Here is a 19,291-nt window from a genome sequence, read left to right as displayed (position 1 = left end):
GCGCTTTTTTACAAGCCTGCGCCTTTTGTTTTTACTTTGTTATACGCGTTTATACGCGTTCGATCACGACAGCAATCCCCTGCCCCACGCCGATGCACATGGTGCACAGCGCATAGCGCCCGCCAATCCGTTCCAGCTGGTTCAGCGCGGCCATCACCAGGCGCGCACCCGATGCGCCCAGCGGGTGACCGATGGCGATCGCGCCGCCATTCGGATTCACGTGGGCCGCATCGTCAGCCAGACCCAGGTCGCGCGTGACGGCCAGGGCCTGCGCCGCAAACGCCTCATTGAGTTCGATGACGTCCATCTGCTCTATGGTCAATCCCGTCTGCGCCAGCACCTTGCGCGACGCGGGCGAAGGGCCAAAGCCCATGATGCGGGGCGCCAGGCCGGCCGTGGCCATGCCCAGCACTTTTGCACGCGGCGTCAGCTTGTATTTGTCGACGGCGGCGGCGGACGCCAGCAGGATGGCGCAAGCGCCGTCGTTCAAGCCCGAGGCATTGCCGGCCGTGACCGTGCCATCCGGCTTGACCACGCCCTTGAGCTTTGCCAGCATCTCCAGCGAGGTATCGGGACGCGGATGTTCGTCACTGGTGACCATCTTAGGATCGCCCTTTTTCTGCGGCACGGCGACGGGCACGATTTCGCGCTCGAACACGCCGGCAGCATGGGCGGCGGCCCAGCGCTGCTGGCTGCGCAAGGCTAGACCATCCTGGTCGGCGCGGCTGATGCCAAATTCCACGGCCACGTTTTCCGCCGTTTCCGGCATGGTGTCGATGCCGTACTGCGCTTTCATCTTGCCGTTCACAAAACGCCAACCCAGGGTCGTGTCCTCGATTTTCGCCGCGCGCGAAAATGCGCTGTCGGCCTTGCCCATCACGAAAGGCGCGCGCGTCATGCTTTCCACGCCGCCGGCGATGATCAGTTCCGCCTCGCCCGCCTTGATGGAGCGGGCAGCCATGCCCACGGCATCCAGGCTGGAGCCGCACAGGCGATTGATGGTATTGGCCGGCACGTCGACCGGCAAGCCGGCCAGCAGCGCGGCCATGCGGCCCACGTTGCGGTTGTCTTCGCCCGCCTGGTTGGCGCAGCCGTAGAACACGTCGTCGATGGCGGACCAGTCGACGGATGGGTTGCGGGCGATCAGCGCCGCGATCGGCAGCGCGCCCAGGTCATCAGCGCGTACGCTGGACAGCGCGCCGCCGTAGCGGCCAAACGGGGTACGTACGGCGTCACAGATAAAGGCTTCGTTCATGTCTGCTTCCTTGTTCGGGCTATCAGGAGAAAATCTTCGGGCGCTGGTCGACCACGCGGCGGGCCTTGCCCGTCAAGGTGCGCTCGATGCCGGCGGCGGCCACCAGGCGCACGCGGGTGCTCACGCCCACGTGGGTCTTGATGCGGTGTTCCAGTTCGCGCGCCAGCGCGTCCGTTTCGCTGGCCGAGATGGTGGCGGTCAGGTCGATGCGCAGCTCGGCGATCACTTCCAGTTTGTCGAGGTGGCCGTCGCGCGTGACCACCAGCTGGTATTGCGGCGCCAGACGCGGCATCTTGAGGATCAGCTCTTCGATCTGCGTGGGGAAGACGTTCACGCCGCGGATGATCAGCATGTCGTCGGAACGGCCCGTGATCTTGCCGATGCGGCGCATCGAGCGCGACGTCGGCGGCAGCAAACGGGTCAGGTCGCGCGTGCGGTAGCGGATGATGGGCAGCGCCTCTTTCGACAGCGAGGTAAACACCAGTTCGCCCTCTTCGCCGTCCGGCAGCACTTCGCCCGTTTCCGGATCGATGATCTCCGGGTAAAAATGGTCTTCCCAGATGACGGGACCGTCCTTGCTCTCGATGCATTCGGACGCCACGCCAGGGCCCATCACTTCGGACAAGCCGTATATATCCACGGCGTCGATGCCGGCGCGCGCTTCGATTTCCGAACGCATGGCGTCCGTCCACGGCTCGGCGCCAAAGATGCCCACTTTCAGCGACGATTCGGCCGGGTCGAGGCCCTGGCGCGTGAATTCCTCGATGATGTTGAGCATGTACGATGGCGTGACCATGATGATAGACGGCTTGAAATCCTGGATCAGTTGCACCTGCTTTTCCGTCTGCCCGCCCGACATCGGGATGACCGTGCAGCCCAAACGCTCGGCGCCATAGTGCGCACCCAGGCCGCCCGTGAACAGGCCGTAGCCGTACGAGATATGGACCATGTCACCGGCGCGCCCGCCGCCTGCACGGATCGAGCGCGCCACCACGTTGGCCCAGGTGTCGATGTCGTTCTGCGTGTAGCCGACCACCGTGGCCTTGCCCGTGGTGCCGCTCGACGCGTGGATGCGCACCACTTGCTCGCGCGGCACGGCGAACAGGCCGAACGGGTAATTGTCGCGCAAGACCTTCTTATCGGTGAACGGGAATTTGGCCAGGTCCGCCAGGGATTTGAGGTCGTCCGGATGCACGCCCGCTTCGTCAAAAGCGGCGCGGTAATGGGGCACGTTGTCATACGCGTGCTTGAGCGTCCATTTCATGCGTTCGAGCTGCAGCGCCTGCAGTTCATCCTTGCTGGCGCGCTCGATCGGCTCGAGGTCATTCGGGGAAGGCGTACGTTGGACCATCATTGTCTCCTGAATCGTTTCTATCACTGTGTAATTTGTACCGGCAGTTCAAACCTGCTCTTGTAATTTCAAACGCTAATCACTTCGCCCGCCACGCGGATCGACTTGCCGCGGAAGAGCGCAATGGCGCGGCCTTCCTGATTGCTGACCTTGACGTCATAGACGCCGCTCTTGCCGGCCAGCGCCTGTTCGACGGCGTGCGCCGTCAGCACGTCGCCTTCGCGGCCCGGCGCCAGATAGTCGATGGTGCAGCCGGCGCCCACGGTATTCATGTTGTAGCTGTTGCAGGCAAAGGCGAAGGCGCTGTCGGCCAGGGCGAAGATGAAACCGCCGTGGCAGGTCTGGTGGCCGTTGAGCATGTCGGCACGCACCGTCATCGTCATGCGCGCATGGCCGGGGCCTACATCGGCCAGGGAGATGCCCATGGCGGCGGTGGCGTTATCGCGCGACAGCATCGAGGCGGCGGCCGCTTCGGCCAGGGTTTGCGCGGTCATGTTGTGGTCCTTATTGGACATATCATTCGGCATGAAACGGTGCTCCATTGGCGAGTTTGCGGCGCAGCAGCGGCGAGACCCGGTAGCGGTCTTCGCCATAGCCCAGCGCCAGATGCTGCAATACGGTGACGATGTGCTGGACGCCGACGGCATCGGCCCAGGCCAGCGGTCCGCGCGGATAGTTGACGCCCTTCTGCATGGCGATATCGACGGCGGCCACCGTGCACACGCCCTGGTTGACTGCGTCGGCCGCCTCGTTGGCCAGCATGGCGACCGTGCGCATGACGGCCAGGCCAGGCACGTCGTCCAGGCGCGTGACGATGAAACCGGCCGCCTGGAACAGGCCGACGACGGCCGCGTAGGCGGCGTCGCTGCACTGGTCGGCGCGGGCCACTGCGATGCGTTTGGCACCGGCGTAATCGAGCGCCAGGTCGAACAGCACCGTATCCGGATGCTGGTTGTCGTGCGCACGCTGGGTGGCGCTGCGGCCATCGGTCAGATAAATCGCGGCGCCATGGCAATGCAGGGCCGGCGCTTCGTCGTGCGATTGCCCTTCCTGCGTCACGCGGCGGCTGACGGTGATGCCGGCCTGCTCCAGGCGCTGCACCAGGCTGTGGATGATGCCGCTGTGGCCACGGCCATCGCCGCCGATGGCGGCCGACAAGGCGACGAATTCCGGTGTCGGCTGCGCGCCTTCCGCCTGCGCCACAGGCGCGCTGGCGCCTTCGCCATACGGGTAGAAGCCGCGGCCCGATTTGCGGCCGAGGAAACCAGCGTTGACCATTTCCTGTTGCAGCACGGATGGCGTGAAACGCGGGTCGTTGAAATAGGCGCCGAACACGGATTGCGTGACGGAAAAATTCACGTCATGGCCAATCAGGTCCATCAATTCAAAGGGCCCCATGCGGAAACCGCCCGCTTCGCGCAGCACCGTGTCGATGGTGGCGGCGTCGCCCGCCTGCTCGTTCAGCAGGCGCCAGCCTTCCGCGTAGAACGGACGGGCGACGCGGTTGACGATGAAGCCCGGTGTCGATTTCGCATGCACGGGGTTCTTGCCCCAGGCAAGCGAGGTGTCGTAGACGGTGGCGGCCACCTGCTCGCTGGTGGCCAGGCCACTGATCACTTCGACCAGCGCCATCAGGGGCACGGGATTAAAGAAATGCATGCCGACCAGGCGTTCCGGGCGGCGCAGTTTGGCGGCAATCGCCGTGACGGAAATCGACGACGTGTTCGTCGCCAGGATGCAGTCGTCGCCGACCAGCGCTTCGAGTTCGGCGAACAGGCCGCGTTTGACGTCGAGGTTTTCCACGATGGCTTCCACCACCAGGGCGCAATCGCTCACATCGGCCAGGCTGCCGGCCGCCTGCAGGCGCGCCGTGGCGGCCGTGGCTTCGTCTGCCGTCATGCGCCCCTTCTCGGCCAGCTTCGCGTACATCTTGCCGATGTCGAGCAAGGCCTTGCTGACGGCTTCCGCGCGCGTATCGTACAGTTTGACGCGGTAGCCGGCGGCGGCCGCCACCTGCGCGATGCCGGCGCCCATGGCGCCGCTGCCGATGACGGCGACGATACTGTTGTTGTCCAGAGCTGCCATATCAATGTCCCTTGAATTGCGGTGCGCGCTTTTCCATGAAGGCGGCCACGCCTTCGCGGTAATCGTCGCTGTTACCGAGATCGCTCATCATGCGCGCTTCCAGCGCCAGCTGCTGCGGCAAGGTATTGGCGCCGCTGGCGGCCAGCGCCTGCTTGGTGTAGGCCAGGCCCTTGGTCGGCGCCGTGGAAAAGTGCACGGCCAGCTTGCGCGTTTCCTGCGCCAGTTCTGCATCCTCGACGCATTTCCAGATCAGGCCCCAGTCTTCCGCTTTTTCCGCCGTCAGTTTTTCACCGAGCATGGCCAGTCCCATGGCGCGCGCCGAACCGATCAAACGTGGCAGGAAGAAGGTGCCGCCCGTGTCCGGGATCAGGCCCAGCTTGCAGAACACTTCGACGAAACTGGCCGACTTGCCGGCGATGACGATGTCGCAGGCCAGCGCCAGGTTGGCGCCCGCGCCGGCAGCCACGCCGTTGACGGCGCAAATCACGGGCATGGGCAAAGCCTTCAAGGCCAGCACCAGCGGCGCATAGTTCTTTTCCACCGATTCGCCCAGGTCCACGCCCTTCGAACCCGGCTCCACGGCGCGGTCGGACAAATCCTGACCCGCGCAAAAGCCGCGGCCCGCGCCCGTCAGCACGAAGACGCGTACGGTGCTGTCGGCGTTCACCTTGGCGATCGCGTCGCGCACTTCCTCGTGCATGGCTTGCGTAAAGCTATTGAGCTTGTCGGGACGGTTCAGGGTCAACGTGGCGATGCCCTGCTCGATGGTGAAGAGGATGTTTTGGTAGGTCATGGCGTGTCTCGCTATTTTATTTATTGGCCCGCAGCGGAAATCTGGGGTCAGACCCGGCGGGTCTGACCCCGGCATTTATTCAGCCTGGTCGAAATCGACAATCACCTTGTCGGTGACAGGAAAACTCTGGCAGCTGAGGACAAAACCGCGCGCCACTTCGTAGTCTTCCAGCGCGTAGTTGACGTCCATTTCGACCTTGCCGTCGAGGATCTTGCAGCGGCAGGTCGAGCATACGCCGCCCTTGCACGAGTAGCGCATGTCCAGCCCGGCGCGCAGGCCCGCGTCGAGGATGGATTCCTTGTCCTTGTCCATCGTGAAGGTGGTGTGGTTGCCGTCCATGATGACGGTCACTTCCGTTTCCTGCACGGCGTCGGCGGCCAACTGGGCGCGCGGCTTGTGGGCATTTTTCGGGATGCTGGCGGCGAACAGTTCGATCTTGATGTTCTGCTTGGGCATGCCGGCCGCCTGCAGGGCGGCGGAGACGCCGAGCATCATGTCTTCCGGGCCGCAGATAAACGCATTGTCGTAGTCTTCCACCTTGATCCAGTGCTGCAGAAACTGCTCGCATTTTTCCTGCGTGATGCGGCCGTTGAACAATTCGATGTCCTGCTGCTCGCGGCTCATCACGTACACGAGGTTCAGACGCTCGAGGTACACGTCTTTCAAGTCCGTCAATTCTTCCTTGAAGATGACGGACGACGAGGCGCGGTTGCCGTAGAACAGGGTAAAGCGGCTCAGGGGTTCCGTCAGCAGGGTCGTCTTGATGATGGAGAGGATGGGCGTGATGCCGCTGCCGGCCGCAAAGGCCAGGTAGTGCTTGCGGTTGACACAATCGAGCGGCACGTTGAAGTGCCCCATGGGCGGCATCACCTCGATGGTGGCGCCAGCTTTCAGGGTGTCGTTCGCCCAGGTGGAAAAGGCGCCGCCGGGCGTGCGCTTGATGGCCACGCGCAGGGTGCCGTCCTGCACCGCCGAACAGATCGAGTACGAGCGGCGCACGTCTTCCGCATTGATATTGGCGCGCAGGGTCAGGTGCTGGCCTTGCTGGAAGCGGAACTGCTGCTGCAATTCAAATGGCACGTCGAACGTGACGGCGATGGTGTCGCGCGTTTCATTGCGCACGTTGGCCACGCACAGCGGATAAAATTTACTCATGCTTCATCTCCAGTTTCTTCGGAACGTGTGCCTGATTTTTTTAGTGGCACTTGAAGTAGTCAAACGGTTCGCGGCAATCGATGCATTTGTACAGGGCCTTGCACGGCGTGGAGCCGAACTGGCTGGTCAGCTGCGTGTGCGTCGAGCCGCAGTTCGGGCAAATCACGTCCAGCTTCGGCATGGCCTGGCGCTTGACGCCGCCACGCAAACCGCTGATATCGATCACCTGCTGCTGCGGCGGGGCGATGCCATAGCCTTTCAGCTTGGCCTTGCCCGATTCGCTCATCCAATCCGTCGTCCACGCGGGCGCCAGCTGGTTCACCAAGGTCACCTTGGCCACGCCATGGCTGCGCAAGGCTTCCGTGACGGCGTCGGCGATCACCTGCATGGCCGGACAGCCCGAATACGTGGGCGTGATCGTCACGATGCACGCATCGCTATCCGTGACTTCGACGGCGCGCACGATGCCCAGGTCCACCACCGAAATGACGGGGATTTCCGGGTCCGGCACGTCGCCGAGCCAGGCCCAGACCTGGGCGGCGTCCAGCGCCGTGGCGCCAGCGACCGTGTTCATTACCACTCCGCCCCGGGATAGGCGCGCTGCAGGAACTGCATCTCGGCCAGGATGAAACCCAGGTGTTCCGTGTGCGTGCCCTGCTTGCCGCCTTTTTGCATCCAGGCGTCGGGCGCCGGCATGGTCAAGGTGGCTTCGGCGAAGATCTCGGCCACGTGTTCGAGGAAAGCCCGGCGCAGCACGTCCGATGGCGGCGCGATGCCGGCGGCGACCATGGCCTGGTCGACGGCGTCGTACGTGAACATCTCGCCCGTGTACATCCACAGCTTGTCGGCGGCGGCCTGCGTCTTCGCGTGGCTGTCGGCCGTGCCATCGCCGAGGCGCACGATCAGGTCGCCGCTACGGCGCAAGTGATACGTGACTTCCTTGATCGACTTTTGCGCCACTTCGACGATGCGCGCATCCGTCGATTTCGTCAGCTCCAGCAGCTGAAAGTAATGCCAGCTGTCGAAAAAGAACTGGCGCATCATGGTGTCGGCGTAATTGCCGTTCGGCTGTTCGGCCAGCAGGCAGTTCTTGAAGTCGTGGGCGTCGCGCAAAAAGGCGATGTCGTCCTCGTCGCGGCCCGCGTTTTCCAGTTCGGCCGCATAGCTGAACCACAAGCGCGTCTGGCCCAGCAAGTCCAGCGCCACATTGGTCAGCGCCATGTCTTCTTCCAGCGCCGGCCCCTTGCCGCACAGCTGCGACAGCTGCTGGCTGAGGATCAGGGCGTTATCGCCCAGGCGCAAGAGGTAATTGACCTTGTCATCCATTGCAGGCGCTCCCATCACAGGTTCTTGACTTCTTCCGGCATCGGGAAGAAGGTGGGATGGCGGTACACCTTGCTGTTCGACGGTTCGAACAGGGCGCCCTTGTCGCCGGGGCTGCTGGCGACGATATCGGCCGCGCGCACCACCCAGATGCTCACGCCTTCATTGCGGCGCGTGTAGACGTCGCGCGCATGGTTGACCGCCATGGTGGCGTCGGACGCGTGCAGGCTGCCCACATGCTTGTGCGCCAGGCCGTGCTGGCTGCGGATGAAAACTTCCCACAATGGCCATTCTTTGCTCATGTTGCTATCCCCTATCTGTCTTATGTATTTACGCTGCCGCTTTGTTAGCAGCTTGCTTGTCTGCATACGCGACCAAGGCATCGCGGAACCATGCGCCGTCTTCATACGCTTTGACGCGCGTTTGCAGGCGTTCGCGGTTGCACGGGCCATTGCCCTTCAGGACGTTGTTGAACTCGGACCAGTCGATCTCGCCGAATTCATAGTGGCCCGTCTCCGCATTGAACTTCAGGTCGGGATCGGGCACGGTCAAGCCCAGGTATTCGATTTGCGGCACGGTCTGGTCGACCATGCGCTGGCGCAGTTCATCGTTCGAAAACAGCTTGATACGCCATTGCGCCGACTGGGCGCTGTTGACGGAGGCGGCGTCCGACGGGCCGAACATCATCAGGGATGGCCACCACCAGCGGTTCAGCGCATCCTGCGCCATGGCTTTCTGCTCGGGCGTGCCCTTGCACAGCGACATCATGATGTCGTAGCCCTGGCGCGCATGGAACGATTCTTCCTTGCACACGCGAATCATGGCGCGCGCATATGGACCGTATGAGCAGCGGCACAGGGGAATCTGGTTGATGATGGCGGAGCCGTCAACGAGCCAGCCGATGGCGCCCATGTCGGCCCACGACAGGGTCGGATAGTTGAAGATGCTCGAATATTTGGCTTTGCCCGAGTGCAAGGCGGCCAGCAAGTCGTCGCGCGACACGCCCAGGGTTTCCGCGGCGCTGTACAGATACAGGCCGTGGCCCGCTTCGTCCTGGATCTTCGCCAGCAAGATGGACTTGCGTTTCAGGGTCGGGGCGCGCGTGACCCAGTTACCTTCGGGCAACTGGCCGACGATTTCCGAGTGTGCGTGCTGCGAAATCTGGCGGATCAGAGTCTTGCGGTAGGCGTCCGGCATCCAGTCCTTGGCCTCGATCTTGATACCTTCGTCGATGCGCGCCTGGAAAGCGCGCTCTTCTTGACCCATGTCGTCGAGGGAACGGACGTTCTTGAGGCCGGTTTCAACCATTTGTGCGTACATGATGTGTCTCCCATGTCTTTGATTTTGCGCAGCAACGCGGTGCGATGAACAGATAATACGATACAAAAAACGATTTGCATACACTTGATATGAATCATTTTAAAAAATCGTATCTTGTGCCGCTTTTTTGTGCGTATGATATTGCTTATGAGAAAACACCATAAAGCGCCACCAGCGCTTCCGGCAAATTATTGCCGCGCTACCCGCGCAGCCAAGTAAACTGCTGCTTTTATTGATTCGACCGCAACACGGCCAGACCGGAACCACATGAAGAACACCCGCTGCACGGCATGGATAGCCGATTTCCTGGAAAGCGACCCACCGCGCTCGAAGTCCCTGGTGATGACCATCTTTGGCGACGCCATCGTGCCGCGCGGCGGCGCCATCTGGCTGGGCAGCCTGATCGAACTGCTGGCGCCATTCGGCGTCAATGACCGGCTATTGCGCACCAGCGTGTTCCGCCTGGCGCAGGAAGGCTGGCTCAGCTCGCAACGCGACGGCCGCCGCAGTGCCTATACGATACGCCCGGAGGCGCTGGCCCGCTTCGAACGCGCCTACCGCCGCATCTATGCGCCACTGGTCGTGCATTGGGATGGCAGCTGGACCCTGGTGATCGGACCGGCCGGCAGCATCGGCGCCGCCGAGCGGGGAGCGCTGCGCAAGGAATTATTGTGGGCCGGCTATGGTTTGATTTCTCCCGGCATCTTCGGCCACCCCGCCAGCAATGCGGAAGCGCTGGAAGATATCCTCGTGCGCAACGAGGTGCAGGGCAAGCTGTACGTCTGCCACACCACGGAATTGCCGGGCGTGAGCACGCGCCCCCTGCGCGACATGGTGGGCGACTGCTGGGACTTGTCGGAAGTGATGGCCGGCTACGAAAAATTCATCGCCAGCTTCCAGCCGCTGCTGACCCTGCTGCAAGAAGAACCCGTGTTCGACGCGGAGCAGGCGTTCGTCATCCGCTCGCTGCTGACGCACGCCTACCGCCGCGTGCAGTTGCACGACCCGCAACTGCCCGTCGAACTGCTACCCGAACCGTGGCCCGGCACGCAAGCGTATACGCTGGCGCGCGACCTGTACCGCATCACGTATGCGGCGGCCGAGGAACATATCCTGGCGACATTGCGGCGCGAGGATGCGCATGCCCCCGACGTCGAGCCGTGGTTTTTTGAACGTTTTGGCGGTCTGACTACTTGAACGTCTGAAAAATGTTCAGGGCCAGGCGCGTGGCCGCAGGCAGTACGACTAGTACGCCAAGGCCACGCAACGCCGCCATGGGCATTTTCTCAGGCGTTCACTGCTTCACCACTACTTGCTTGGCCCCTGCCAGCAAATCCTGCCCCAGCTTTTCCAGCGCATTGACCTGCACCAGCATGGTGTCGAGGATGGCGACGTTGAACGTGTATTCGGCCGGCGTCGTATAGCCGGGGAAACGTATGATGCGCAGCAATTCCTGCAAGGTCGTGCCCTTGCCCAGATGCGCCAGGGCGTCGCTGAGGGCGCTGACTTTCTTTTCCAGTTCGCGTATGTGTTTGCCGTTGTCATCCATGATGATCTCCCATGTTGGAGCTTCCACGTTAGCAAAGCATGTCCGTCATCGTTTGCGCCAGCACAAAGGCACGGGTAAAACGGGTATCATCGGGCCATTGCACACGATGCAAAACCCATACGTTTTTATCAGGAACACTCATGACCATTAAAATCAGCCAGCAATTCGACGCCGGCGCGATCGAGGTGCTGCGCGCCGACGATGCCCACTCCATCGAGCTGAACATCCGCAAGGATTCCCACGCCGACATCACGCAGTGGTTTTACTTCCGCCTGCAAGGCGCGCAAGGCGAGGCGTGCACGATCCGCTTCATGAACGCAGGCAAGTCGGCCTACCCGGACGGCTGGAAAGATTACCAGGCCGTCGCCAGCTACGACCGCGAAACCTGGTTCCGCGTGCCGACCAGCTTTGACGGCACCGTGATGACGATCGAACATACGCCCGAAGAAGAAAGCGTGTACTACGCCTACTTCGAGCCGTACCCATGGGACCGCCACCTGGCCCTGATCGACAGCGCGCAAGCGTCGCCGCTGGTGCGCCTGATCGACCTGGGCAGCACCATCGAAGGCCGCGACATGAATCTGCTGGTGGTCGGCGACGCCGATGCCGAGAAAAAAGTCTGGATCATCGCGCGCCAGCATCCCGGTGAAACGATGGCCGAATGGTTTGTCGAAGGCATGCTCGAAGCCTTGCTGGACCAGGCCAATCCGTTTGCCCGCCAGTGCCTGCAGGACGCCGTCTTCTACGTGGTGCCGAACATGAACCCGGACGGTTCCGTGCATGGCAACCTGCGCACCAACGCGGCCGGCGCCAACCTGAACCGCGAATGGATGACGCCGACGATGGAACGCAGCCCGGAAGTATTCCTGGTGAAACAGAAAATGCATGAAATCGGCTGCGACCTGTTCCTCGACGTGCATGGCGACGAAGGTTTGCCTTACGTCTTCGTGGCTGGCAGCGATGCGCTGGAAAATTTCACGCCAGCACAAAAAGCCGAGCAAGACCGCTTCATCGCCGACTTCAAGGTGGCCAGCCCCGACTTCCAGGATGAGCACGGCTACGAAGACGGCCCGTTCACGCCGGAAGTGCTGACCATGGGTTCGCCCCACATCACGCACGCCTTCGGCTGCCTGTCGCTGACCCTGGAATTGCCGTTCAAGGACAATGCCAACGATCCCGACCCGCAAACGGGCTGGAGCGGCGCCCGCAGCGCCGCCCTGGGTGCGGCCGTGCTGCAGCCTATCCTGTCCACCTTGCGCGCCTGAACGCCAGGGCCAGATCGGCCCGCTTGATCCCATGCCCCGCTCGCCGGGGCATTTTTTTTGCCCGCGCGGCAAGCGTTGCTGGTCCGGTGATTTTTTGCGCGAACATCTTGCCTGTCAGAAATTATCGTCCTACACTAAACAACAAAATCGGACCGTGCCCTTCTGCGCGGCCCCTCAAGAATACGCCGCTGGCCACCTCGCCGGCGCCCTGCAGTGCGCATCCATGGCATTGCCCTTGACATCACGGCCCCATACCTGCCGAGCTAGCTCTCTGTAACGCACACTGACCGCATCAGCATCGTCACGGACGGACGCCACCTGTCCGCAAGAACGATGCCCAGTGCACGCTTTCCGCTTTCCGCCGAGGATGAATACCCTATGTCCAAGCTTAAAATCAGTACCCGCCTGGCCTTCAGTTTCGGCCTGATCATTGTCCTGCTTATCATGGTGGCATTTGTTTCCATCAGCCGCATCCGCAATATCAATGCCTCGACGGAAAAAATCCTCAATGACCGCTATGTCAAGGTCATGCTGTCCAATGCGATACAGTCCGAGGTCAATATCCAGGCTCGCCTCCTGAGTATCGCCATCATCGGCGCCAACGATGCCGATGAAGTCAGCAGTTCCGTGAACAAGGTACAGGCGTCGGTCAAAAAGAACGTGGAACTGCTGGCGCGCCTGAAAGTCCTGGTCAACACGCCCAAGGGGCAGGAGCTGTTCCAGGCCGTGGCGAACGGCCACGAAGGCTATGGCAAGACGCGCGATGCGAATATCAAGCTGTTACAAGAAGGCAAATCGGAAACGGCGGGCATTTTCCTGCTGACGCAGCTGCGTTATCCGCAAGAAAAATTCCTGACGGCACTGGCGGCCATGGCCAGCTTCCAGGAATCGCTGATGGAAAGCGAAGGCAAGCAAGCCGGCGCCGATGGGCGCATGGCCATCATCCTGAGCCTGTCCCTTTCGATCGCCGCGACGGCCATTGCCATCGCGCTGGCCATCCTGATCAGCCGTTCCATCAGCCGCCCCATAGCCGAAGCCGTCAAGGTAGCGCAGCGGGTGGCAGCCGGCGACTTGTCGCTCACCATCGACGTGCGCGGCAACGATGAAACAGGCCTGCTGCTGCGGGCCTTGAAAGAGATGAATGACAATCTGCAAGGCATCGTGGCGCGCGTACGCCATGGCACGGATGCCATCGCCCACGGCTCGCGTGAAATCGCCTCCGGCAATATGGACCTGTCGTCGCGCACGGAACAGCAAGCCAGCTCGCTGGAAGAAACGGCCTCGTCGATGGAGGAACTGACGTCCACCGTCAAGCAGAATGGTGAAAATGCGCGCCAGGCCAACCAGATGGCGCAATCGGCCTCCAGCGTGGCCAGCAAGGGCGGGCAGGTAGTGGCCGAAGTGATCACGACCATGGACTCCATCAATGCCTCGTCGAAGAAAATCGTCGACATCATCGGTGTCATCGACGGCATTGCTTTCCAGACCAATATCCTGGCCCTGAATGCGGCCGTGGAAGCGGCCAGGGCGGGCGAGCAGGGACGGGGCTTTGCCGTGGTCGCCACGGAAGTGCGCAACCTGGCCCACCGCTCCGCCTCCGCCGCCAAGGAAATCAAGATCCTCATCGACGACTCCGTGCACCAGGTCAACCTCGGCAGCAGCCTCGTGAACCAGGCGGGCAGCACCATGGAAGAGATCGTCAGCAGCGTGCGGCGCGTCACGGACATCATGGCCGAGATCACGTCCGCCAGCAACGAGCAGGAAACGGGCATTGAACAGATCAACCAGGCCATCACGGAAATGGATGCCGTGACACAGCAAAATGCGGCCCTCGTGGAAGAGGCCGCCGCCGCGTCCGAAGCCCTGCAGGATCAGGCCGGCATCCTGGCCGAAGCCGTCAGCGTGTTCAAGCTCGACGGCACGCAGGCGCTGCCGCCGGCGCAGGTGCAAGCCATCCGCGCTCCGGCACGCGCGCCAGCCAAGCCGGCCGCCGCGCCGCGCGTTACGGCAGCGCTCGCGAGGAAAGCAGGCAAGGCGGGCACCCTGGCCGTGGTCGCCGATGCCGAGTGGGAACAGTACTAAGGCAGGACCTGCCGCAAGGCATACATCAGCCTGCGCCTCAGCCGCCCGCCACCACCATGCTCTCGATGAGAATGGACCCCGTCTCTTTGGTGCCGCGGCGCAAGGCGTCGGCGCCCACGGCCACGATGTTGCGCAGCATGTCCTTCATGTTGCCGGCGATGGTGATTTCTTCCACCGGGTATTGAATGACGCCGTTTTCGACCCAGAAACCGGAGGCGCCGCGCGAATAGTCGCCCGTCACGTAATTGGTTCCTTGCCCCATCAGTTCCGTCACCAGCAAGCCCGTGCCCAGCTTTTTCAGCATGGTGACAAAATCGTCGCTGGCGGCCGTCAGCTTGGAGGTCAGGTACAGATTGTGCGAACCGCCCGCGTTGCCCGTCGTCTGCATGCCCAGCTTGCGGGCCGTGTAAGTCGACAGGAAATAGCCTTGCACCAGGCCATCCTTGACGACGTCGCGGCTGACGGTTTTCACGCCCTCTTCATCGAACGGCGCCGAACCGACGCCGCCGATCACGTGCGGGTCTTCGAAGATCTGCACATGCGACGGCAGCACTTGCGTGCCCAGCGAGTCGTTCAGAAACGTGGACTTGCGGTACAGGGCGCCGCCCGAGGTCGCTTGCACATAAGTACCGAGCAAACCGGCCGCCAGCGGCGCCTCGAACAGCACGGGGCAAGTACGCGTGCCGAGTTTACGCGCATTCAGGCGCGACAGAGCGCGCTCGGCGGCGTACCGGCCGATGGCTTCCGGGCTCGACATTTTGGACGCGTCGCGCACGGATGAATACCAGTCGTCGCGCTGCATCTTGGCGCCCTTGCCGGCGATGGGCGCCACGGACAGGGTGTGGCGCGAAAACGGGTAGCCGCCGATGAAGCCGCGCGAATTGGCGGACACAAAGTGCGATTGCTGCACGTGCACGCTGGCGCCCTCGCTGTTGGTGATGCGCGGGTCGACGGCGAACGCGGCCGCTTCGGCCCGCTGGGCCAGTGCGACGGCTTCCTCGGTGGAAATGAGCCACGGATAGAACAGTTGCAAGTCGCGGGGGGACATTTCCAGCATGTCCGCGTCGGCCAGGCCCGCGCAATCGTCCTCGGCCGTGAAGCGGGCGATGTTGTAGGCCGCGTCCACCGTGGCGCGCAGGGCGGACGGCGAAAAGTCGGAAGTGCTGGCATTGCCGCGCTTCTTGCCGACAAACACGGTCACGCCCATGCCCTTGTCCTTGTTTTGCTCGATCGTCTCGATCTTGCCTTTTCGTACAGAAACGGACAGGCCACCGCCTTCGCTGACTTCGACGGCAGCGTCGGTGCCGCCCGCTTCCCGCGCAAAAGACAACACATCACGGGCTAGTTGCTGCAATTGCTCTTGACTATGGGTAAATACGGAGTCGTTCATGCGCTGTTTTCTTCGGAAAGCCGCTAAAAAGGTTATCATAGCAGTCGTTTACAGTTTACAGGAGCGGTCCACAAGTCCTCTCCCGCCTTATATATCATGCCAAATCCAAACCGGGGAGCTTGCGGCTTCCAATCGACCGAATTCGAACAGGAATATGAACGTCCGTCGAAATCGGAACTCAAACGCCAGATGACCGTCCTGCAAAAGCTGGGCGAAGAACTCGTCAATGAAGCACGCGACCGCGTCAAGCGCGTCCCGATGCCGGAAGACGTGCGCGACGCCATTCTCGAATGCCAGCAAATCAAGGACCACGAAGGCCGCCGCCGCCAGCTGCAATACGTGGGCAAGAAGATGCGCACCCTGGATGAAGAAGAAGTTGCCGCCATCCAACGCACCATCGATAGCTGGAAAGGCTTGTCGAAAGCCGACACGGCCAATATGCACGCGATGGAACGCCGCCGCGACAAGCTGTTGACGGACGACAAGGCGTTGACCGTCTTGCTGTCGGAAAACCCGGAACTGGACGTTCAGCACCTGCGCACCCTGATCCGCAATGCCCGCAAGGAGCAAGCCGAGAACAAGCCGCCAAAAGCCTACCGTGAAATCTTCCAGATTTTGAAAGAGATCGCCAAGAAGAAAAACGGCGGCAAGAAAGATGCCGACGAAGATGACGTTGAAGGCGAAGACGACGAGTAAAAAACTGGGGGCTGACCCCAGCATTGACGAAAAACCGGGATCAGCCCGGTTTTTTTACGACATAGACAGGTGCCCCATGACCACGATAGAAGACGAATTGATTATCGGCCTCGTGTCGATCTCGGACCGCGCCAGCGGCGGCGTATATGAAGACCTGGGCATCCCGGCCCTGGAAAGCTGGCTGTCCGCCGCCATCCGCACGCCATTCCGCCTGGAAAAGCGTTTGATCCCGGACGAGCGTTCGCAAATTGAAAACACCCTGATCGACATGGTCGACCTGAGCCACTGCCATCTGATCCTGACGACGGGTGGCACGGGACCGGCGCGGCGCGACGTCACGCCGGACGCCACCTTGTCCGTCGGGACCAAGGAAATGCCCGGTTTCGGCGAACAGATGCGCCAGATCAGCCTGCAATTCGTGCCGACGGCGATCCTGTCGCGCCAGGTGGCCGTGATCCGCGAAACGCCCGAGCGCGCCGCCCTGATCATGAACTTGCCGGGCCAGCCGAAAGCCATCAAGGAAACCCTGGAAGGCTTGAAAGACGCCGCTGGCGTGCAACTGGTGAACGGCATCTTTGCCGCCGTGCCATATTGCATCGACCTCATCGGTGGCCCCTACATGGAAACCGATCCGGCCATCTGCAAGGCCTTCCGCCCCAAATCAGCGCTGCGTCCGGCGCAACCATTACCAGAGGAAAACACATGAGCAACTTGCTGGAAACCATAGAACTCGACAGCGCACCGAATCCTACCGTCGCCATCATCTGGATGCACGGCCTGGGCGCAGACGGCAACGACTTCGTTCCTCTGGTAAAAGAACTCGATTTGCGCGGCTGCCCCGCCATCCGCTTCATTTTCCCCAGCGCCGGCACCATGCCCGTCACCATCAACAACGGTTATGTGATGCGCGCCTGGTACGACATTCTCGTGAACGACCTCGTGCGCCGCGAAGATGAGGCTGGCTTGCGTGCCTCGCAGGCGCAGATCGAAGCGCTGATCGCGCGCGAAAAGGCGCGCGGCATTCCCGCCAGCCGCATCATCCTGGCAGGCTTCTCGCAAGGCTGCGCCATGACCTTGCAAACGGGCTTGCGCCACGCGGAACCGCTGGCCGGCCTGATGTGCCTGTCCGGCTATCTGCCGCTGGCCGACAAGACGGCGGCCGAACGCACGCCGGCAAGCATGCAGACGCCGGTCTTCATGGCGCACGGCACGGCCGACCCCGTGGTGCCGGTCGGCCGCGCACAGCAGTCGCGTGACTTGCTCACCGGCATGGGTTACAAGGTGGAATGGCACGAATACATGATGCAGCACTCGCTGTGCCAGGAAGAGATCGACGCCATCGGCGCGTGGCTGAAAAAAGTGCTGGCATAAAATAAAACAGGCGCGGTGTGCGCCGCGCCTGTTGTCTTGCGAAACGCCGGGAACGATCAGTTCACCGGCGTTTTTTCATTCCAGATTTTCAGCATGTCGGGCGATGCTTCCGAGCGGATGCCGTTGTCCGTCAGTATCGATTCCGTCGCCGCCAGCATGTCCTTGCGGGGCACGACGACCATTTCCGCATCGCGCTGCTGGAAGCGGAAGGTCAGCAAGTCATCGGTCTGGTCGCGCAGCAAGGCCACCAGATGCGCCAGGCTGCGCACGCGCACGCCATTGACGGAATCAACGACCGAGAAGAAACGGGTACTGTAGCCATTCATCAGCTTGTGCGGGAAGAAGGGCGCGGCGATCACCACCAGCTCGTCGCGCTCGCTATCGGGCGCATCGCCGCGCCGCGTGGCCAGCGGATTGCCGGCAAACGCCATGCCGCCCAGGATCGCCGGGTTGCCATTCGGCGCCGCCATGAATTCCGTGGTGGCGCGCGAAAACACCATCGGGCCGAAGATGAAATAGGACGGGTAATTGCCCTGCAGCCCGGCGATCAGCATCGGATGCGCGGCCGAGACGGGTACCTTGATTTTCAGGGGTGCTCCCTGGCGCACCACCGTCAGCGGCAGTTCGCCGTCTTTCGCCAGCTGCTGCACCCGGTACTGGAAGCGCACGCGGCTGTTGGCATTCAGCTTGACCATGCCCTGGTTGTCGATGGGAAAATCGCCAATATGCGTGATGACATCCCACTCCTTGAGCGGGTAGGCCGCATCCTTGCTGGCCGGCGTCATCACGACAGCGCCCTCGACACCCTTGGCCAGCTTCAGATAGGTGCGCAACGCGGGGTTTTCCAGCGTTTGCGTCACATCGCGCATGGCCGGCTTGCCCTTGGGCGCGCCACTTTCCTGATCGCGCAGGAACAGCTCGATTTCCTCGTTGGGGATGATGTAGCCGATGTTTTGCGCATTGAGCATGCCGGCAAAGGCCAGGCCGATCATCTTGTCGCCGGCAATCACGGGGCCGCCGCTATTGCCCGGGTTGATGGCCGCATCGATCTGGATGCGCAGGCCGGAGACGGGGAAGTTGTAGCGCACGAATTCGATGCGCGAGACGATGCCCTTGGTGATCGACAGCGACGTGCCGCCCGTCGGATAGCCATACGCCAGCACGGCATCGCGCACGTCGGGCAACACATTGGCGCGCGGCACGGCTTTGTGGCTGGCGAAAAAACTGTCGTCGTCGATTTTCAGCAAAGCCAGGTCCATGCCGCGCGAGATGGCCAGCACGGTCGCCGGGATCTTGTCGCCGGCGCCGTTGGCCTGGATCTGCACCTGGCTGGCATAGCCGACCACGTGCGCATTGGTGAGGATGCGGCGGCCTTCGATGACAACCCCGGAGCCCGTCACCTCTTGCGGCGCGGCCTTGCTCCACGGCTTGTACGGATCAGGCCCGCGCAGGGTGGAAAACACCTTGACGACGGAGTTTTCCAGGGCGGAAGCGCTGGCGCTGGCGGCCGTCTCGGCGGCAAGCGCACGCACCGTCATCAAGGGGCAAAAAGAAAGGGCCAGCGCCAGGAAGGCGCGGCCCATCAGGGTGAAGCACGGACGAGTTTTCATTGAGCTTGTTGGCAATGGAAGGGAAGTAAAATTATATATTGAATAA

At 62.2% G+C, this 19,291-nt stretch carries 19 protein-coding genes; 6 read left to right on the top strand and 13 right to left on the bottom strand.

From position 1 onward, the window contains the following. Positions 1 to 49: 49 nt before the first annotated feature. The 10 genes from pcaF to paaA form a co-directional block, all read right to left on the bottom strand. Positions 50 to 1,255 (bottom strand): 3-oxoadipyl-CoA thiolase, encoded by a 1,206-nt coding sequence (pcaF, locus tag JAB6_RS01625; protein WP_070301130.1) that lies wholly within the window; start codon positions 1,253 to 1,255, stop codon positions 50 to 52. Between the two features lie 22 nt (positions 1,256 to 1,277). Continuing rightward, positions 1,278 to 2,606 carry a phenylacetate--CoA ligase PaaK gene (paaK, locus tag JAB6_RS01620; protein ID WP_034746368.1) on the bottom strand — a complete coding sequence of 443 codons (1,329 nt, stop codon included), beginning with the start codon at positions 2,604 to 2,606 and terminating at the stop codon, positions 1,278 to 1,280. A 68-nt stretch (positions 2,607 to 2,674) separates the two neighbouring features. After that, positions 2,675 to 3,121, bottom strand: coding sequence for a hydroxyphenylacetyl-CoA thioesterase PaaI (paaI, locus tag JAB6_RS01615; protein WP_070301464.1), 447 nt, complete (start codon positions 3,119 to 3,121; stop codon positions 2,675 to 2,677). A 1-nt stretch (position 3,122) separates the two neighbouring features. Beyond that, positions 3,123 to 4,691, bottom strand: a complete 1,569-nt coding sequence (gene paaH, locus JAB6_RS01610) for a 3-hydroxyacyl-CoA dehydrogenase PaaH (RefSeq protein ID WP_034746366.1) — start codon at positions 4,689 to 4,691, stop codon at positions 3,123 to 3,125. Position 4,692: 1 nt separating this feature from the next. Next, a complete protein-coding gene (paaG, locus tag JAB6_RS01605; RefSeq protein ID WP_034746364.1) occupies positions 4,693 to 5,484 on the bottom strand; it encodes a 2-(1,2-epoxy-1,2-dihydrophenyl)acetyl-CoA isomerase PaaG in 792 nt (263 codons plus the stop codon). A gap of 75 nt (positions 5,485 to 5,559) precedes the next feature. Continuing rightward, positions 5,560 to 6,639 carry a 1,2-phenylacetyl-CoA epoxidase subunit PaaE gene (gene paaE / locus JAB6_RS01600; protein ID WP_070301129.1) on the bottom strand — a complete coding sequence of 360 codons (1,080 nt, stop codon included), beginning with the start codon at positions 6,637 to 6,639 and terminating at the stop codon, positions 5,560 to 5,562. Positions 6,640 to 6,679: 40 nt separating this feature from the next. Beyond that, positions 6,680 to 7,213 (bottom strand): 1,2-phenylacetyl-CoA epoxidase subunit PaaD, encoded by a 534-nt coding sequence (gene paaD / locus JAB6_RS01595; protein ID WP_070301128.1) that lies wholly within the window; start codon positions 7,211 to 7,213, stop codon positions 6,680 to 6,682. Further along, positions 7,213 to 7,980, bottom strand: coding sequence for a 1,2-phenylacetyl-CoA epoxidase subunit PaaC (gene paaC, locus JAB6_RS01590; protein WP_302622636.1), 768 nt, complete (start codon positions 7,978 to 7,980; stop codon positions 7,213 to 7,215). The genes paaD and paaC overlap by 1 nt, the downstream gene beginning before the upstream one ends. After that, a complete protein-coding gene (gene paaB / locus JAB6_RS01585) occupies positions 7,980 to 8,264 on the bottom strand; it encodes a 1,2-phenylacetyl-CoA epoxidase subunit PaaB (RefSeq protein ID WP_034746356.1) in 285 nt (94 codons plus the stop codon). The genes paaC and paaB overlap by 1 nt, the downstream gene beginning before the upstream one ends. Before the next feature lie 28 nt (positions 8,265 to 8,292). After that, the gene (gene paaA, locus JAB6_RS01580; protein WP_034746354.1) at positions 8,293 to 9,282 is read right to left on the bottom strand and encodes a 1,2-phenylacetyl-CoA epoxidase subunit PaaA; all 990 of its coding nucleotides are present in this window, start codon (positions 9,280 to 9,282) and stop codon (positions 8,293 to 8,295) included. Between the two features lie 267 nt (positions 9,283 to 9,549). Here paaA and paaX point away from each other — a divergent pair, with 267 nt between their 5' ends. Next, the gene (gene paaX, locus JAB6_RS01575) at positions 9,550 to 10,479 is read left to right on the top strand and encodes a phenylacetic acid degradation operon negative regulatory protein PaaX (RefSeq protein WP_070301126.1); all 930 of its coding nucleotides are present in this window, start codon (positions 9,550 to 9,552) and stop codon (positions 10,477 to 10,479) included. 97 nt (positions 10,480 to 10,576) lie between these two features. Here the strand turns inward: paaX and JAB6_RS01570 are convergent, their stop codons facing one another. Next, positions 10,577 to 10,831, bottom strand: coding sequence for a hypothetical protein (locus tag JAB6_RS01570; protein WP_070301125.1), 255 nt, complete (start codon positions 10,829 to 10,831; stop codon positions 10,577 to 10,579). 140 nt (positions 10,832 to 10,971) lie between these two features. Here JAB6_RS01570 and JAB6_RS01565 point away from each other — a divergent pair, with 140 nt between their 5' ends. Together JAB6_RS01565 and JAB6_RS29845 are read left to right on the top strand one after the other, a co-directional pair. Next, positions 10,972 to 12,096 (top strand): M14-type cytosolic carboxypeptidase, encoded by a 1,125-nt coding sequence (locus JAB6_RS01565; RefSeq protein WP_070301124.1) that lies wholly within the window; start codon positions 10,972 to 10,974, stop codon positions 12,094 to 12,096. Positions 12,097 to 12,474: 378 nt separating this feature from the next. Further along, positions 12,475 to 14,178: a methyl-accepting chemotaxis protein gene (locus JAB6_RS29845; protein WP_070301123.1), complete on the top strand. Its 1,704-nt coding sequence runs from the start codon at positions 12,475 to 12,477 to the stop codon at positions 14,176 to 14,178. A 37-nt stretch (positions 14,179 to 14,215) separates the two neighbouring features. Here the strand turns inward: JAB6_RS29845 and pmbA are convergent, their stop codons facing one another. After that, a complete protein-coding gene (pmbA, locus tag JAB6_RS01555) occupies positions 14,216 to 15,568 on the bottom strand; it encodes a metalloprotease PmbA (RefSeq protein ID WP_070301122.1) in 1,353 nt (450 codons plus the stop codon). Between the two features lie 96 nt (positions 15,569 to 15,664). Between pmbA and yjgA the strand changes: the two genes are divergently transcribed. The 3 genes from yjgA to JAB6_RS01540 all read left to right on the top strand — a co-directional run bounded on the left by yjgA (position 15,665) and on the right by JAB6_RS01540 (position 17,635). Further along, a complete protein-coding gene (gene yjgA, locus JAB6_RS01550) occupies positions 15,665 to 16,264 on the top strand; it encodes a ribosome biogenesis factor YjgA (RefSeq protein ID WP_034746337.1) in 600 nt (199 codons plus the stop codon). 76 nt (positions 16,265 to 16,340) lie between these two features. After that, positions 16,341 to 16,970 (top strand): molybdopterin adenylyltransferase, encoded by a 630-nt coding sequence (gene mog, locus JAB6_RS01545; protein ID WP_058048219.1) that lies wholly within the window; start codon positions 16,341 to 16,343, stop codon positions 16,968 to 16,970. Then, positions 16,967 to 17,635 (top strand): alpha/beta hydrolase, encoded by a 669-nt coding sequence (locus JAB6_RS01540; protein WP_070301121.1) that lies wholly within the window; start codon positions 16,967 to 16,969, stop codon positions 17,633 to 17,635. Before mog ends, JAB6_RS01540 begins: the two co-directional genes overlap by 4 nt. A gap of 56 nt (positions 17,636 to 17,691) precedes the next feature. Here the strand turns inward: JAB6_RS01540 and JAB6_RS01535 are convergent, their stop codons facing one another. Further along, positions 17,692 to 19,245, bottom strand: coding sequence for a S1C family serine protease (locus JAB6_RS01535; RefSeq protein ID WP_254671412.1), 1,554 nt, complete (start codon positions 19,243 to 19,245; stop codon positions 17,692 to 17,694). Positions 19,246 to 19,291: the final 46 nt, after the last annotated feature.

Source organism: Janthinobacterium sp. HH104, from assembly GCF_001758715.1.
Classification (GTDB): domain Bacteria; phylum Pseudomonadota; class Gammaproteobacteria; order Burkholderiales; family Burkholderiaceae_D; genus Janthinobacterium; species Janthinobacterium aestuarii.
Note: the sequence above shows the minus strand (reverse complement) of the source record. Positions and strands in the feature narration are given on the sequence as shown.